Genomic DNA, 15850 nt, shown 5'->3' on the forward strand with positions numbered 1-15850 from the left:
TCCCATGAAACGGCGTCCCTCACCAGCAAAACGGCAGTACCATCACCTGAGCGTATTCTTATCCAAACCAAACTAAAGTAATCGATGAAACATTGTAGAAACTGACCGAGATGTTGGGAAAAGTTAGGAGTGTAGGATTGAATGATTGATCGACGTATCTTTCGCTTGCCCGGCATCACGAAGATGTTAATCGTTCTGGCAGGTTTAGTGTTACTGCAAGCGTTTAGCATTCTCTTTCAAGGTGTGTTCTTATCGCGGACGCTGACAGATTTATGGAATCGGGAAGCCGAAACGCGCATTTTATGGCCCGTATTATTGTTTGCGGGCTTTTTTGCGTTAAGACAGATCTTAGTGATGCTGAAGAATCGGGTAATGCAGCCGTGGGCGGACCAAACGGTGTTTGATCTACGTCAACAGCTGCTACAGAAACTCGTGGCCATTGGTCCCAGCATTGTTGCCAAACAGGGAACTGGGAAAGTTGTTACCATGGCACTGGATGGTATGAACCAAGTCAACACTTACTTGATGTTGGTTGTTATTAAGATTTTTGACATGATGATTATTCCGACAGTATTGTTGGTTTACTTATTCTTTTTACGGTGGCAGGAAGCACTGTTCTTGTTAGTTATTTTTCCGGTCATTATTTTATTCATGATTATCTTGGGTTATGCAGCCCGTGATAAGGCTAACCGTGAATTTGCCAGTTATACGCAGTTATCGAATAATTTCGTGGATGCATTACGAGGGTTGCCGACATTAAAACAATTGGGCTTGAGTGAAGCCTATGCTGACAATATTTACGCCGTGTCTGAGGACCACCGTAAGCGGGTGATGGGGACGCTAACAATCGCCATTCTGTCAACGTTTGCGCTCGACTTTTTCACGACGCTGTCCATCGCTGTTGTCGCCGTTTTTCTAGGACTTGGCTTAGTCGCGGGCCACATCGCCTTGTTCCCGGCATTAACCATTCTCATTTTGGCACCAGAGTATTTCTTGCCAATTCGAAACTTTGCCAATGATTATCATGCGACGCTAAACGGGAAAAATGCGTTGACTGCCGTTCTTGAAGTGTTGAATACGCCAGTGCCAACGGATCGCAATTTGTTGACTGATCAGCAAGCTACGTGGACGCCCGAGAGTCAATTGTGTTTGGAACACGTTAATTTTGGCTATGACAAGCCCGATGAGACGGCCTTAACCGACATTAGTTTTACAGCGAACGGCTATCAAAAGATTGGTATTATTGGACCCTCGGGATCAGGAAAGTCAACCTTGATTAATTTACTTGGTGGCTTTTTAACGCCTAATAATCAAAATGCGGGTCGCATTTCGATAAATGGTGTTACAGTACCACATCTAAGCCAGCAGGCATGGCAGCGACAGTTCCTTTACATTCCCCAGGCGCCATATTTATTTCATGCGACGTTAGCGGATAACATTAAGTTTTATACACCAGACGCCGACGATGCGGCGGTTTCGCAAGCGATTGCCAGCGCTGGGTTGACGGACTGGGTCGCTACGCTACCGAATGGTCTGCAAACAGAAATTGGTGAAGGTGCCCGTGGTGTTTCGGGCGGACAGGCACAAAGAATCGCTTTAGCACGAGCCTTTTTGGATCAGAGTCGCCGCATTCTATTGTTTGATGAACCAACTGCTCATTTGGATATTGAAACGGAAGTTGGCCTCAAAGAAACGATCAAACCAGTGTTTGCTAATCACTTAGTCTTTTTTGCCACTCACCGTTTACACTGGCTTAATGAAATGGATTATTTGCTGGTGATTGAGCACGGGCGGATTGTGGAACAGGGCACGCCTGACGCACTGGCTAAGCAGAATGGGGCCTATACGGCGCTTCGTCGTGAAATGGGAGGTGATGCATTGTGAAGGGATTCTTTGATACTTTCAAACACGATTCATGGGTAATGCCTTACCTTCGCAAATATCGCTTCTTGTTGGCTCTGGTACTATTGCTGGGCTTTTTGACCACTTTTACAGGGTCGGCGCTGATGTTTACCTCGGGGTATCTAATCAGTCGCGCGGCGCAACACCCCTTTAATATCATGTTGATTTATGCCACTATCGTTCTGGTCCGGGCGTTTGGGATTGCCCGACCATCCTTTAAATATGCTGAGCGTTTAACCAGTCATAACTGGGTGCTCCGGATTGTGTCTGATTTTCGGAAGAAATTGTACCAATCTGTGGAGCGTGATGCGGTAGCGATTCGTCAACGTCATCAAACGGGGGATATTCTTGGACTATTAGCTGAAGATATTGCCCATATTGAGAATTTGTACTTACGAACGGTCTTTCCACTTATTGTAGGTTGGCTGCTGTATCTCTTCGTTGTCATTGCACTGGGGACTTTTAGTTGGCCATTTGCTGCACTGATGGCCTTGTTGTTGGGTGTGATTGTGATTTTGATGCCGTTAGTGTCCGTCGCCTTAAACGGTGCTCGCGAGTTTCATCAGAAGAAAACACAACAACGCCTGTATACGTCCATGACGGATGCTGTGTTGGGAGTCAGTGACTGGATGATTTCTGGTCGCGAAAAAGATTTTATGGATCATCAAACGGGTCCGCTGACAGATATGCGTGACTTGCAAACGGCTGACAACAAGTTTCAATGGTGGCGCGATTTAGTTGTTCAGTTAATGATTGGCGTTATTGCGGTCGTTATGATTTATTGGGCTGGCAGTTACTTTCAGACTAGTCATCTGGCACTGAACTGGATTGCTGCGTTTGTGTTGGCCATTTTCCCAGCCACGGATGCCTTTGCTTCGATTCCCCAGGGTGTTTCAGAATGGCCGGTTTATCAAGATTCAATCAAACGTGTTAACCAGCTGGACCAAAACATTGTGGCGCCAGTTGATCAAACACACCTTGCCGCCGAAGATTTTAAGTCACTGACCATCGATCACGTTGATTTCAAGTATGCAGATGGTCAGCAGGCCGTGTTGTCCGACATTGATTGGACTATTAACCGTGGTGACAAAGTGGCATTACTCGGACCTTCAGGCACAGGAAAGTCTACTTTGCTGAAGTTAATGCTGGGAGATGAACAGCCAACCCAGGGGACAGTCAAACTGAATGGCATCACGATTGATAAACTTCAAGATGATCGTGGCAAACTGTTTGGTGTGCTCGATCAACAACCATACTTGTTTAATACAACAATTATGAATAACGTGCGTTTGGGCAATCTCTCTGCAACCGATGACCAGGTTAAGGCAGCCATTAAAGCGGTTGAACTGGATCAGTTGGTTGAGAAATTGCCAAACGGCTATAATACACTCGTTGAAGAAGCCGGTGCGCGATTCTCTGGTGGAGAGCGTCAGCGTTTTGCGCTTGCTAGAATTTTATTGCAGGATGCACCGATTATTATCTTGGACGAACCGACTGTTTCACTGGATCCTATCACTGAACATGAGTTGTTAAATACAATCTTTGATTTGTTGAGAGATAAAACAATCATTTGGGTCACTCATCATTTGGAAGGGATCACACATGTTGATTCGGTTCGTTTTCTTGAACATGGTCAGTTTGAAATGATTGGCAAACCACATGAGTTGTATCAGACAAGTGACCGGTTTAGAAGCCTTTATGATCTCGACAAAGGTCGCTAAAACATGATTTAAAACAGTACGTTAAGATTGTGTTGTTAATGGCAAAAATCGAGATGCACGATTGCTTTGAAAATAAGTTGCATGCTAAAGACACCTTATTCTGGATGACGGAATAAGGTGCTTTTAGTGTGCAGTGTTTTTAAGACTCAGAACAAACGACTAGGCGTTTAATAAGCGTACTGATAATGGATAGTGATTCATTTTGAATAAATCGCGTATAATATGACCTAAACGTAGCGGTCTTTTTATAAAATTATGAGTTTTAGCAGAGGAGGGATTGTGTGGCTCTTTCATTTAACGCATTGATGGATGCAGTACCGATTGTAATTAAGGCTGGCAATGTGCCAAATATTGTTGGCGAGGCTGGGATTGGCAAGTCGGCTTTAGTGGCAGCCGTCGCGCAAAAGATGAGTGCGCAACTCTTTACGACGGTTGTCAGCCTGTCTGAAAAGGGTGATCTAGCAATCCCAGTGCCACCATTAACGGCAGATAGCTTCATTCAAACGGACCAGTATGGACGTTTGGCCGACGTTCAGTATGGTTACGCGCACACGTTGGTGGCCATCATTCAATATGCGGAACAGCATCCGGAAAAGCCGATTATTTGGTTCCTCGATGAATTTAACCGTGGCACCCAGGCCGTTCAAAGCGAGCTAATGAACCTAGTGTTACAACGACAGATTAATGATTTGGTGCTACCACAGCAGGTTAAGCTCGTATTGGCTGAAAATCCGGACTCACAAATGCAAGGTTTTGCTGATTCGCTGTACGGTGTTACGGCCGGTGATGATGCCATTAAGGACCGCACCACCCGGCTAGTGATGAGTGCCAGTACACCAGATTGGTTAGTCTGGGCGCAGCAAACTGATGGTACCGGGAATCCTAATATTATTCAGCCAGTGCGCGATTATTTGATGCAACAGCCAAATGATTTGCGACCACTGCAAAACGATGAGGATGTTTATCCAACACCACGGGCATGGCAACGCGTGTCAACTAATTTATCGCAATTAGATGACGCGCCTAAGGAAGTTCGACAAGCACTTCAGTTTGACATCATCACAGGTGATTTAGGCGAAACAGTAGGTGCTAAATTTAATCAATTTTTGACTCGGGGGCTCACCGTCACTGATTTGTTTAAACATGCGGATACGGATGCTATTCCTGACGAACAAGTTAATGCTGCTTTTACTGCCTTATCAGTTGGCGAACAGCAGTCGTTACTGATTGCGGCAGGAAAATTGACTGAGATGCCGTTAACCACGGGCATCTACGCTGCTAGGTGGCGGAGCTTGATGCAACAACTTCCCGTCGACGGCCAGTTTGCCGTGGTCAATTCGTTGGGCCAGCAAAATGGTTGGCTGATTGCACTGCAACAAGCTACTGACGAAGCTTCAAAGACACTAGCTAAAACGGTGTTGAATATTATGAACGGCCAGGCCTTTAATGCATGAGTGGCATTAACATCAACCAAGCATTGCAACAATTTCATCAACAAACGAAGGTAAACCGAAACGAAAGTGAGCAGGTCTTACAGGCGGCTATTATGCGTTTGCTACAGCAGCAACCTGTTTACGGACAGCTAATCGCTCAGTTACCGCGGCAACACGTGACGACGCCTTCAGAAGAATTAAAGGATGAACAGCGCGCGTTTGCGCCATTATTCGGCTTGGCATGGTCACAATCGACACTCATATTGCGCGTTAATGATTGTCACTGGCAACAAGCGCAAAATGAAGGGGTGTTGCTGGCATTACTAGTTCATGAGGCCTTGCATCTGTTATGGCAACATCCGTTGCGTTACTTACATGAATCAGGGCAAAACGTCGATATCGCTACTGATGTTGCAATCAATCAGGTAATGACCACACAGATCCCGGGCGCCTGGACACTTGGGTGGTTGAACCAACGTTTACAACGCCAATTACCGAGTAACGCTGATTCCGCCGTTTATTTAGCCGCTTTGAACAAGGTCAATGCGGACTCCACAAATCATGACCATACGAACAGTAAAACATTGTCATCATCACAAGGGTCAACAACAGATAAAAATTTATCCGCACAAGTTCGCTACACAGATGGGACGGGGCGACAGCAAGATGAACATTTTAACGAACCAAAGCGTAATGAACCACACCTCGCTGATAGTCACGACGGCTGGGCCAGTTCGTTGGTAAACGATGAGTTAGCCCGTACTAATTTGCGTCAACGAATTAATCAGGCGTTAGCGCGAACTACACCTACTCAACGCGGAAAGTTGCCGAGTAGTGTTCAGGCAAAGTTGGCTAGTTTTGCACAACAACGCGCGCAGTTGCCATGGACCGCAATATTAAGCAAATTAATCGGCACCGTGCCACATGGCAAACAGGATAGCCGAGCAAGATTCAATCGTCGTCAACCACAGCGCATGGCACTGCCCGGGCAAATAGCGAGAAGACGGGTCACTGTTACGGCCTTTATTGATGAATCCGCATCGATTTCAACGCAGACGACCATTCGGTTCATCAATGAATTGACTGGTTTAACGCGTGCATATGAACTGGCACTCACTGTCTTTCCGTTTGATGCTGCGGTTCACGATCCCATCACATTGTCATCGTCCTCACAGGTTGCCGAAAAACTGCATGCACGCCAGGTTGGTGGAGGCACAAGCTTTCAAAGTATTTTCGACTACTTAAAGCATGACCGTTTGCGTACACCGACATCACTCATTGTCATATTGACGGACGGTGAGGGTGAAACAAATATTGATGCACACGGTTATCATCGCGTTTTATGGGTATTAGTTGGTCAGCAAGAATTGAGTGTGCAAACGCCGCCAGGTTGGGTGGCAAATATTAACGAGTAAGGAGAACAAGTTCATGGCCGCAGTTATAATGACAGATGCAGATTGGCAAGACTACTTAAACAAAACCCCGCGCGCCATCCGTGCAGTGAGTTTGTTGACGGATCAATGGCAATCGGTATTGGTCGACAATCCACTGTTCATTTCTATGATAAGTATTGCTGATTTAGTTTATGCTAACCGACTTGCTGTTAATGAGGTACAGCCAAACGTTGAATGGCCGCTCGATACGTACGCACATCGCCAACAATTTCGGCGGCACTACGCCCGCTACTTAACGCCTGATAGTAATACGTGGCTGAAGCGGGAGGATTAAGGGGTAAGCAGGATTTGAACTAAAACAACCGCCAACGAATTGTAAAAAATCGTTGGCGGTTATTTTTGGGATTTAAAGCTTCGTGTTAGTCCAGTTTAGGTTCTTTCCAGTCAGGGTTTGGCCAGTATTCGAGACCAAGCGAGCTGATGATGGCTAGAATCGCAAAACTAATGAATAACAGTTGATATTGTTTGCTAGAAATAATCGGCGTATTAAATACATTTAATACGTGGTAGAGCAAGTAACGATGGGGATGTCCGGTGATTGCGTGAGTTGATAGCGGCAGGTACGGACTAGCAGTAGCCGGAATGTACAATGGTTGGTTTGTCCGGTTCGTGATCCGTAACGTGTAAGTGCCGGGATCTTGGAGTGTGTTTGCTGTTCCGGCATCGACATCCAATGACGACCACTGGTAAACGGTTTGCCGATTCATGCGTAATCCAACCGAGAAGTTTTCCGATTGACTGGCCACATCAGGTAAATTTAACTGACTAAATGGTCGTTTGGCAACGATCTTCTCAGAAAGCGAGTGATGTGGCGTTAGTTTAATCGCGTCATGTTGTGCGTAGTTGGACACCATCTGTGAGGAGACCGTTTGTGTTTGGACAACGGGAGTGGCGACCAACGGTTGGCGATTGTGGTGATCCGCATAACCTAAACCGATGGCAAAAATGAGAAGAGTGACAATTCCCGTCCATGTCCGGCCACGTTCACCATACGCTGGATGAGCGAAGAACTGCTGCAACAGATCGCTGATATCATGCAATCCGGTGGCCGCCATCATGAACAGGAAGGGAAAGGTAACGTATGCGTAATGAGCATCAACTGTCCAGAACAGCATGTGCATTCCATAAATCCCTAAGACGATTAATTCATAGAACAATACTTGATTACGACGAGGAGATAACATTTCAAACACAGAGCCGATCAGCATGGCTCCTAAAACAGTGATGTAAACGATCTGTGTTAAATTGACTAGTAAGAATTGTAGTTTGTTTTTGTGTTCCTGATAGAAACTTGGCTGTTTGAAGAACTGATTTGGTGATTGGAACATCCCTAAGTTACCGGTTGACCACATCGTCATGGTCTTTTGGTAACTTTGTTTGATGATTCCCCAAACGCCAGCATCTTGAAGCCGGTCGGAAAGAATTTTGTGTGTCGCTTTAATATTTTCTTTGCGGCCGTGCCCACTCATTGCTTGAGCGTCATGTTCGTTGAAGCGACCTTCACTGTCTTGATTCAATCCCATGGCTGTCCAAGCGGAGGTCGGTAAGGTTTTGCTTTGGTTGACATGGTAACCATAGTGTGATTGAACAGCATGACTGACGCCAACGCCAGCTAGCCAAATTGCGGCAAACACAACTAGGCCAACTAAGCCACGGATAACAGATGTCCGGTTAATTCGAGCGGCTAATAGCCAATAAATCAGAATGGCAATTGGCACAATTAGTAGGTTAGGTTTGATTAAATAGCCGATTGTGAACGTCACACCCAGTAATGCAGCATACCCGGCTTTGGACAGCGGTTGTTGTCGTGAAAAGTAACGATTAAGAAAAACGACCATCATCAGCGGAATAACAACTGCAACCGAATCAACGTAGAAGTTGAGCGCGAACCAGTAAAAAGGTGCAAAACTGGCAGCAAGAATAGCAAACATTGCTGCTGAACTGGCAGCCACATAACGACGAATTAAGCGCCAACTCATGATCAAAGTAAAGTCGATCAAGATGAAATTCAGAACGTTCAGCACATAGCCTGTGGCGACGGCTGAATGAACATGAAACAACTCAATGATCCAGGTGAGGAAAATCGTCAGGTTAACATTATGTGGATACCAAGCGAAATAGCTAAACCAATGATGTGAACCATTGGCTAAATTTAACGCTTGCAAACGCATTAAGGCAGGGTCTGTATTGCCGATGCCGACGAAGTGAAAGGCTAAATACACCTGAACAGCCACAGCAATGACAAGTACCACCGTGCTGACCCAATTGGCCACTTTTGCGGAGGCACGACCCAGCCACATATTAATCACGACCATGAAAACCCCGATGGTGAGTGACATGAAAAATAAACTTGAAGGTTGAAGCCACAGGGCCTGACCAAAGTCGCCTGATTGACGAGCTAGGGCCGTGAAAAAAATAACGCCAAAAATGATGGCGGTGATAGCGGCCACTGTGCGGCGTAATGCAATTTGAATGATGGTAACCTCCCAATGATTCCAGTTAAATATATTCTACCCATCCTGACAAATGAATGCTATACAAAGGTCGGCCAAATATGAGCATTTATTTATTAAAACACCGCCTAATAGCACTGTTTAGTGTTATTAGGCGGTGTTTATGACATTCTTGTTATTTTTTAAGCGTGCCGAACTAAAAGTTGTGAGACAAGAGCAGTCAATTGAGTTGCCAATGGTTCGGGCAAGGTAGCAATAAGTGATCGCGCTTTTTCTGTGTATTGTTGCGCCAATTGTTCCGCACGCGTCGGTCCGTCTGAGTCGATGACGCGTTGAGTGATTGTTTGGATAGCGTCATCACTGAGGTGTTGCTGATCTTGAAGGTGTTGCGCAAACCAGTCCGGTTCGTTTTTGCTTGCGAGAATAAGTGGGAGGGTGAACACGCCTTCCCGTAAATCATGGCGAACCGGTTTCGTTGCTGTTGACGGATTAGCGACATAATCTAAAATGTCATCCCTGATTTGATAGGCCATCCCCAGCGCAATCCCAATTTGCTGAGCCACTTTGGCCTCACTTGACGTTCCCTTGCTGATGACAACGCCGAATTGCATCGCGAAACCGAATAAACGAGCTGTTTTACCCTCGATCTCTGTTAAATAATCAGTCACGGTTGTTTGCGGATCAAAGTTTAAAGCGAGCTGGTTGAGTTCACCGGCTAAAATAAACCGCATAATATCATTGGCTGACTGAATTTCAGCATGACTATCCGTGGCTTTCAAAATTTCATCGAAGTAACTGGTAAATAGGAAATCGCCTGTGTAGATGGCAGTTTTATTGCCATGGCGAACTTGTAAAGTTGGCTGACCATGACGTAGCTCAGCATCATCCAGCACGTCATCGTGAATCAAAGTTGCTACATGTAACAATTCGATGGCCGCCGCTGCTGCTCGCTGTCGCTTTTCATCCTGAACAGGTCCCAACTGTGCGAACATGTAAAATAACCCAGGTCGCAACAGTTTGCCACCACTGGTGAGTAAGCCAGTGACTTGCTGATCAATTTCGGCATTTCCAGAATGAACCGTTGTTGCGAGGTACTGTGTCAGATCATTTAGTTTTCTATTGATGGTCGGAAATTGTTGCCAAAGTGCGTGCACCATATTGGTGAACATCCTCTCTGTGTAAAATGGTCATTAAACCGCATTATGTAAATTAGTTTAGTTAGAATTGATGAAATGAACTTGGCAACATGCCCTGACGTGGGCATAATGAAAGTATCGAACTAACTATTTTTCATGCTACAGAATCGATGAAAGCTTGTCAACGAAAGGCTTTGCGCCATACTAAAATGTTTTGAGGGGTCAAAATGAAACCAAAAGTATTTCTTGAATTTGTTGAATTTCAATCATTAGTTGCCAGTGTGTTGCCATTTACGTTAGGACTACTGTACGTTTGGTACAACTACCACGCCTTTAATCTCTTACATAGTGTGCTCTTTTTTATCGTTATCGAGCTGATGCACATGGCCGTAAATGCCAATGACAATACTCAGGATTTCGTGCACGCAAAGGACGAGAAAACGTTTAAACAACTAACAAACGTCGTAGGGCACTATCACATTTCGCTTCGGCTGGCGATCACGGTTATTGTGAGCTTGTCAGCTGGTGCCGCGATTATTGGGTTTGGCCTGCTGAAATTGACGTGGGGCTCAAGTAGTTGGATTTTCTTGGGGATGGGGATCATTGGCTTCCTCGTTGGCTATTTTTACGCTGGCGGACCATTGCCAATTTCGAATACGCCGTTTGGCGAGCTTTTTTCTGGTGTCACCATGGGATATGTGATCATGTTGGCAGCTGTTTATGTTAATTTAGCGCCGGCTCAGCAATTGTCATGGTCCCTTGCTGGCAACGTTTTACTGGCATCAGGATTAGCTGTGTTTGCCATTGGTAATTTAATGTTGGCCAACAATCTGTGCGATTACGAAGAAGATAAACTAAATGAGCGTCGGACAATCGTGGTTTTGCTGGGGCAACGCGTTATGTTGTGGGCATGGAATATTGGCTATGCGTTGGGATATATTTGCATGGTTGCTGCTGTGCTAGTTGGCACGCTGCCTAAACTGACATTATTAGCGTTAATAATTGTACCGGTCGTCATCAAAAACAACCGGCAGTTTGGCGCTGTGATGGTTAAATCAAAAAGTTTTGTATTGGCCGTTAAGAATTGTATTGTCATCACCATTTCGTTTGCTTTAGCGATGGGGATTGGCATTGTCTTTCATCTATAGTTGAGGCGGTCCTTTGTTGAAATTGAAAGTCATTAATTTTTTCTTAGCCACGTCGCTAAAATTAGCACGGACCATCAACTTTGTGATTTAATGACAATTAAACGCAATTAACAGAGTAAAGGACGGTTGGTGTGGCAAAAAAGCGACGAAAAATTAATTGGCGTCGTCGAATGAAGCGCTTTAGGCGAGCACTAAAGGGCTTTTTTGTCTATCGCGGTCATTTGCGTTGGTTCAACACGCTGTTAACGGCACTGACGATTTTGATTATTGCGCTAGCGTTTGGTGGCGTTGGTAAACGGGTGTTAGTGCCTGCTGGACAATCTTCACAGATTGACGGAACGGCAAAACAGCATCGGCAATTCATTAATCAAGTGGCACCGTATGCGCAACAACTGCAACAACGGACTCATGTGCTGGCCAGTTTACAAATTGCCCAGGCAATTCTTGAATCCGATTGGGGCGAATCGACGTTAGCCAGCCAATATCATAATTATTTTGGTGTTAAGGCAGGACAGGATGAACCGGGGGTTGTCTTAAGTACATTAGAGTATGTTAATGACCACTATGAAACAGTTAATGCCCGGTTCAGAACGTATCCCAACTGGCAAGCATCGTTTGCAGCGCACGCGCAGCTGTTTGTTAATGGTGTCGATTGGAACCCAAACAAATATAGCGACGTTCTTGCTGCTACGGATTATCGTTCGGGCGCCGCAGCCTTGCAAAAGGACGGGTACGCAACGGATCCTGGATATACTAGCAAAATAGTTACAATTATTGAAAAATATCATTTAAATCGTTTTGATCAATCTAATTGATTGTGCACTTATCAGGCGAACAACTTGTCATTCTGGGCCGGTTCACCTACACTAAGTGCATTAATAATCAAAAATTTGAATTAGATACAGAGGAGACTGTGCCGTGACGGGAAATGTTTTATACCCTGGTGATACGCTGGGCATTATTGGAAATAGTTCAAACGGACCATTATTAGTAAATGCAGCCCGCCGTGTAGGGCTCAATGTGGCCGCCTACACCTCAGAAACCAACAGTGAAATTGCAAGTCTAGCCGACGCAGTGTTCACCGGCGCGTTTGACAACAAGCAACGTTTACAGGCGTTTGCAGAAAATTGTGATGTGGTCACTTACGAATCTGAACATGTGCCCAGTGAGGTGATTGCGTTTATCGCCCAGTTCACAAAAGTGCCACAGGGATCTGACACCTTGGCGATGATGCAGGATCGTTCATTAGAACGTGCCTTTTTTGAAGGCCTCAACATCAATATCCCACCATATGCCACGATTATTGAACTGGATGACATTTACGCTTCGGCGGCCTCAATTGGTTATCCAGCCGTGTTGAAACCAATGCAAAAGGGAATTGAACAAGAACAGCAGTTAACCATTCGTTCACAGGCTGATGTGCCGTTGGCAGCAGATATGTTGCAGCATGGCCCGCATATTTTGGAGGCTACAATTCCCAATGCTCAGGAAATTTCTGTGTTGGTGGTCAAGGGCTATCCACAAGAAAATGAACTGGCTGATCAGATCCGGCTGTTTCCAATTATTGAAACCAATTATCAACAAGGACGTTTGATGCGCGCAATTGCGCCAGCACGAATTTCGGATGATATTAATGATGAAATTAAACGGATTACTCAAACGGTCGCTCACAATGTCGATTACTATGGTGTGTTTCAGTTAAGCTTTATGATTACGGACACCGGCAACCTCTTTCTCCGTGATTTAACGCCGGCGATGGATCGGTCCGGCTTAGTATTTGATAAGGCGGCTAACATCACGATGTTTGAAGCGCATTTGCATGCAATCGCCGGCTTACCATTGGCCATTCCGAAGCAATACATGGCCACGGTTCTGGCATCCTTTGACGATGAACAACTCGATGCCATTCGCACACAGTGGATCATCAAATCTAATTGGGAATTTGTGTTCTACCATAAAAGTGGTCGGTTGATTTCCCCCGCCGCGGGGCACGTGTTGATTCAAGCTTCAACGGTTCAAGATGGTTTGAATCAGTTGTCGGCAACGACGATTTGGGATCCTGCGCGGCCAGTGGCGCCAGCGCCGAGTCGATTGGACAAAAATAAATATTTCTGATTAGAATGACCGTTTGTGAGTAGGAAAACCTTGCAAGTGGTCATTTTTATTTTCAAAACATACGTTCGATATGATGGTGTGACGCTGTCGATTTTGGTATACTTGAACTACTGAATTTTTACGAGAGGAAGGCACATTTTCGTGAGCGCAACCACATTATTAGCAGGACTAAACGACAAGCAGCAGGAAGCTGTTCAGACAACAGAGGGGCCATTACTGATCATGGCTGGTGCCGGATCAGGGAAAACCCGAGTGCTGACACATCGTGTTGCTTACTTGATCGAAGAAAAAGACGTTAAGCCGTGGCATGTGCTGGCGATTACGTTTACCAACAAAGCTGCTCGCGAAATGCGTGAACGGGTGGCTAAGCTTTTAGGCGAAAGTGGAGAAGATGTTTGGGTTTCCACGTTCCATGCTCTGTGTGTCCGAGTATTGCGTCGTGACATTGACCGGATTGGGTTTAACCGCGCATTTACCATCACAGACACCAGTGAGCAACGGACGTTGGTTAAACGAATTTTGCGAGAACAGAATATCGATCCCAAGAAATACGATCCGCGTTCACTGTTGGCCGCAATTTCAAATGCCAAAAATGATCTACAAACGCCAGCTGATTATGTAAAAACTGCGAATACACCGTTTGAACAAATTACAGCAACGGTTTACGAAGATTATCAACGTGAACTCAAGGCCAACCAGGCCCTCGACTTTGATGATTTGATTATGCTTACGATCGAGCTATTTGATAAGGCGCCTGATGTGCTGGAAGGCTATCAACGCCGGTTTGAATACATTCATGTGGATGAGTATCAGGACACCAATAATGCCCAGTACAAGTTGGTCAGCATGTTAGCAGCTAAGTCGCACAATCTGTGTGTTGTCGGGGATGCTGATCAGAGTATTTATGGTTGGCGTGGTGCTAACATGAACAACATTCTGGATTTTGAAAAGGATTATCCAGAGGCGCAAACCGTTATGTTGGAACAAAATTACCGCTCAACACAAACCATTTTAAACGCCGCCAATGAAGTGATTGAAAATAATGTTATTCGTCGGAAAAAGAATTTGTGGACGGATAATGGTAGTGGGGAAAAGATTTCTTATTACCGCGCACAAAGCGAACGTGATGAAGCGCATTTTGTGGTGGCTCAAATCGAGACACAAATGCGAGAAAATCACCGGGATTACGGTGACTTTGCTATTCTGTATCGGACTAATGCCCAATCGCGAACCATTGAAGATGCGTTGGTTAAAAGCAATATTCCTTATAACATGGTTGGCGGACATAAATTCTACGACCGTAAGGAAATTCGCGATGTATTGGCCTATTTAACGTTGATTGTCAATCCACAAGATGACATGAGTTTCGAACGAATTATCAATGAACCCAAACGTGGTCTCGGTAGTGGCTCAGTCGAAAAGTTGCGGGAATTTGCAAACTTCAACAATTGGAGTTTGCTGCAAGCAGCACAGAACGTCACGATGGCAAACAATGTCCCGAGTCGTGCACGGAACAGTTTTGATGAGTTTGGCCAGATGATGGCTGAACTGACCAAAATGCGTGAATTTGTCTCAGTTACGGACTTGACGGAACAATTGCTAGATAAAACTGGTTATTTACCAGCACTTAAAGCGACTCATTCACTAGAGGATGAGGCCCGTGTTGAAAACTTGCAGGAATTTCTGTCAGTCACAAAACAGTTTGATGATTCCTATGAACCAACAACCGCTGCGCCGACTGACGTTGAAGCAGCTGATCAACCCGTACCTGAAGGTAGCGGTGACAAGTTTGTTGATTTTCTGGCTGACTTGGCCCTTGTTTCGGACTTGGACGATGTTGACGAAGAAAACGATCAAAATGTCACGTTAATGACGTTACATGCTGCCAAAGGACTTGAATTTCCAGTTGTCTTTTTGATGGGACTTGAAGAAGGCATCTTCCCGCTTTCTCGTTCTGTTATGGATGAGGATGAATTGGAAGAAGAACGGCGGTTGGCTTATGTTGGGATTACGCGTGCTAAACAAAAATTGTACATGACGAATGCCTTCTCACGCCTATTGTATGGTCGTGTGCAAAATAACCCAGCGTCCCGCTTTGTAGAAGAAATTAATCCGGATTTGATTCAGAGCGAAAACCATAGTGCTGGCAGTTTAACAGCCGGCGGACCGAAAACACCATTTGATAGACGCACAGAATCCGCTTTGTCCACCACTTATAAACGCAAACCAGTTGGCACCAAGTCGACGAAGGTTGAGCGGTCACAGGGAACGGGGGCTGACCAAGTTAGTTGGGCTGCCGGCGATAAGGTGACCCATAAGAAGTGGGGCGAAGGCACCGTTGTGAAGGTTAACGGTCAGGGTGAGGATGCTGAATTAGACATTGCTTTCCCAGAGCAAGGCATTAAACGGTTGCTGGCAGCTTTTGCCCCAATTGCAAAGGCTTAATTCTCCGTTTAGTTGATGGTTAATCAAAAGTTTTAGCGAGTTT

11 protein-coding genes are annotated in these 15850 nt (G+C 45.4%); 9 read left to right on the forward strand and 2 right to left on the reverse strand.

What is annotated here, in order from left to right; genetic code table 11:
* The first annotated feature begins 141 nt into the window (after positions 1-141).
* From cydD to GB993_RS02135, 5 genes are all read left to right on the forward strand, one after another.
* Positions 142-1884: a thiol reductant ABC exporter subunit CydD gene (gene cydD / locus GB993_RS02115; protein ID WP_161002902.1), complete on the forward strand. Its 1743-nt coding sequence runs from the start codon at positions 142-144 to the stop codon at positions 1882-1884.
* A complete protein-coding gene (gene cydC / locus GB993_RS02120) occupies positions 1881-3623 on the forward strand; it encodes a thiol reductant ABC exporter subunit CydC (RefSeq protein WP_161002903.1) in 1743 nt (580 codons plus the stop codon). The genes cydD and cydC overlap by 4 nt, the downstream gene beginning before the upstream one ends.
* Positions 3624-3904: 281 nt before the next feature.
* A complete protein-coding gene (locus GB993_RS02125) occupies positions 3905-5077 on the forward strand; it encodes a P-loop NTPase family protein (protein WP_161002904.1) in 1173 nt (390 codons plus the stop codon).
* On the forward strand, positions 5074-6471 hold the full coding sequence (locus tag GB993_RS02130; RefSeq protein ID WP_161002905.1) for a vWA domain-containing protein: 1398 nt from the start codon (positions 5074-5076) through the stop codon (positions 6469-6471). The genes GB993_RS02125 and GB993_RS02130 overlap by 4 nt, the downstream gene beginning before the upstream one ends.
* Before the next feature lie 13 nt (positions 6472-6484).
* Positions 6485-6784, forward strand: coding sequence for a hypothetical protein (locus GB993_RS02135; RefSeq protein ID WP_161002906.1), 300 nt, complete (start codon positions 6485-6487; stop codon positions 6782-6784).
* An 85-nt stretch (positions 6785-6869) separates the two neighbouring features.
* Here GB993_RS02135 and GB993_RS02140 read toward each other — a convergent pair whose 3' ends face one another.
* Together GB993_RS02140 and GB993_RS02145 are read right to left on the reverse strand one after the other, a co-directional pair.
* Positions 6870-8960, reverse strand: a complete 2091-nt coding sequence (locus GB993_RS02140; RefSeq protein WP_161002907.1) for a glycosyltransferase family 39 protein — start codon at positions 8958-8960, stop codon at positions 6870-6872.
* 185 nt (positions 8961-9145) lie between these two features.
* Positions 9146-10120 carry a polyprenyl synthetase family protein gene (locus GB993_RS02145; protein WP_161002908.1) on the reverse strand — a complete coding sequence of 325 codons (975 nt, stop codon included), beginning with the start codon at positions 10118-10120 and terminating at the stop codon, positions 9146-9148.
* A gap of 206 nt (positions 10121-10326) precedes the next feature.
* Between GB993_RS02145 and GB993_RS02150 the strand changes: the two genes are divergently transcribed.
* The 4 genes from GB993_RS02150 (at position 10327) to pcrA (ending at position 15807) form a co-directional block, all read left to right on the forward strand.
* Complete coding sequence (locus GB993_RS02150) at positions 10327-11247, forward strand: prenyltransferase (RefSeq protein WP_161002909.1); 921 nt, start codon at positions 10327-10329, stop codon at positions 11245-11247.
* Positions 11248-11378: 131 nt separating this feature from the next.
* The gene (locus GB993_RS02155; RefSeq protein WP_347877337.1) at positions 11379-12062 is read left to right on the forward strand and encodes a glycoside hydrolase family 73 protein; all 684 of its coding nucleotides are present in this window, start codon (positions 11379-11381) and stop codon (positions 12060-12062) included.
* A 103-nt stretch (positions 12063-12165) separates the two neighbouring features.
* A complete protein-coding gene (locus tag GB993_RS02160; protein WP_161002910.1) occupies positions 12166-13362 on the forward strand; it encodes an ATP-grasp domain-containing protein in 1197 nt (398 codons plus the stop codon).
* A 141-nt stretch (positions 13363-13503) separates the two neighbouring features.
* A complete protein-coding gene (gene pcrA, locus GB993_RS02165; RefSeq protein WP_161002911.1) occupies positions 13504-15807 on the forward strand; it encodes a DNA helicase PcrA in 2304 nt (767 codons plus the stop codon).
* The last annotated feature ends 43 nt before the right edge of the window (positions 15808-15850 follow it).

The organism is Furfurilactobacillus milii (assembly GCF_009864005.1).
Classification (GTDB): domain Bacteria; phylum Bacillota; class Bacilli; order Lactobacillales; family Lactobacillaceae; genus Furfurilactobacillus; species Furfurilactobacillus rossiae_B.

What these genes read in the sequence shown, in the direction of transcription:
- GB993_RS02130 (WP_161002905.1), top strand. Translation starts at nt 5,074, where the DNA reads ATGAGTGGCATTAACATCAACCAAGCATTGCAACAATTTCATCAACAA.
- GB993_RS02145 (WP_161002908.1), bottom strand. Translation starts at nt 10,120, where the DNA reads ATGGTGCACGCACTTTGGCAACAATTTCCGACCATCAATAGAAAACTA.
- cydD (WP_161002902.1), top strand. Translation starts at nt 142, where the DNA reads ATGATTGATCGACGTATCTTTCGCTTGCCCGGCATCACGAAGATGTTA.
- GB993_RS02135 (WP_161002906.1), top strand. Translation starts at nt 6,485, where the DNA reads ATGGCCGCAGTTATAATGACAGATGCAGATTGGCAAGACTACTTAAAC.
- GB993_RS02150 (WP_161002909.1), top strand. Translation starts at nt 10,327, where the DNA reads ATGAAACCAAAAGTATTTCTTGAATTTGTTGAATTTCAATCATTAGTT.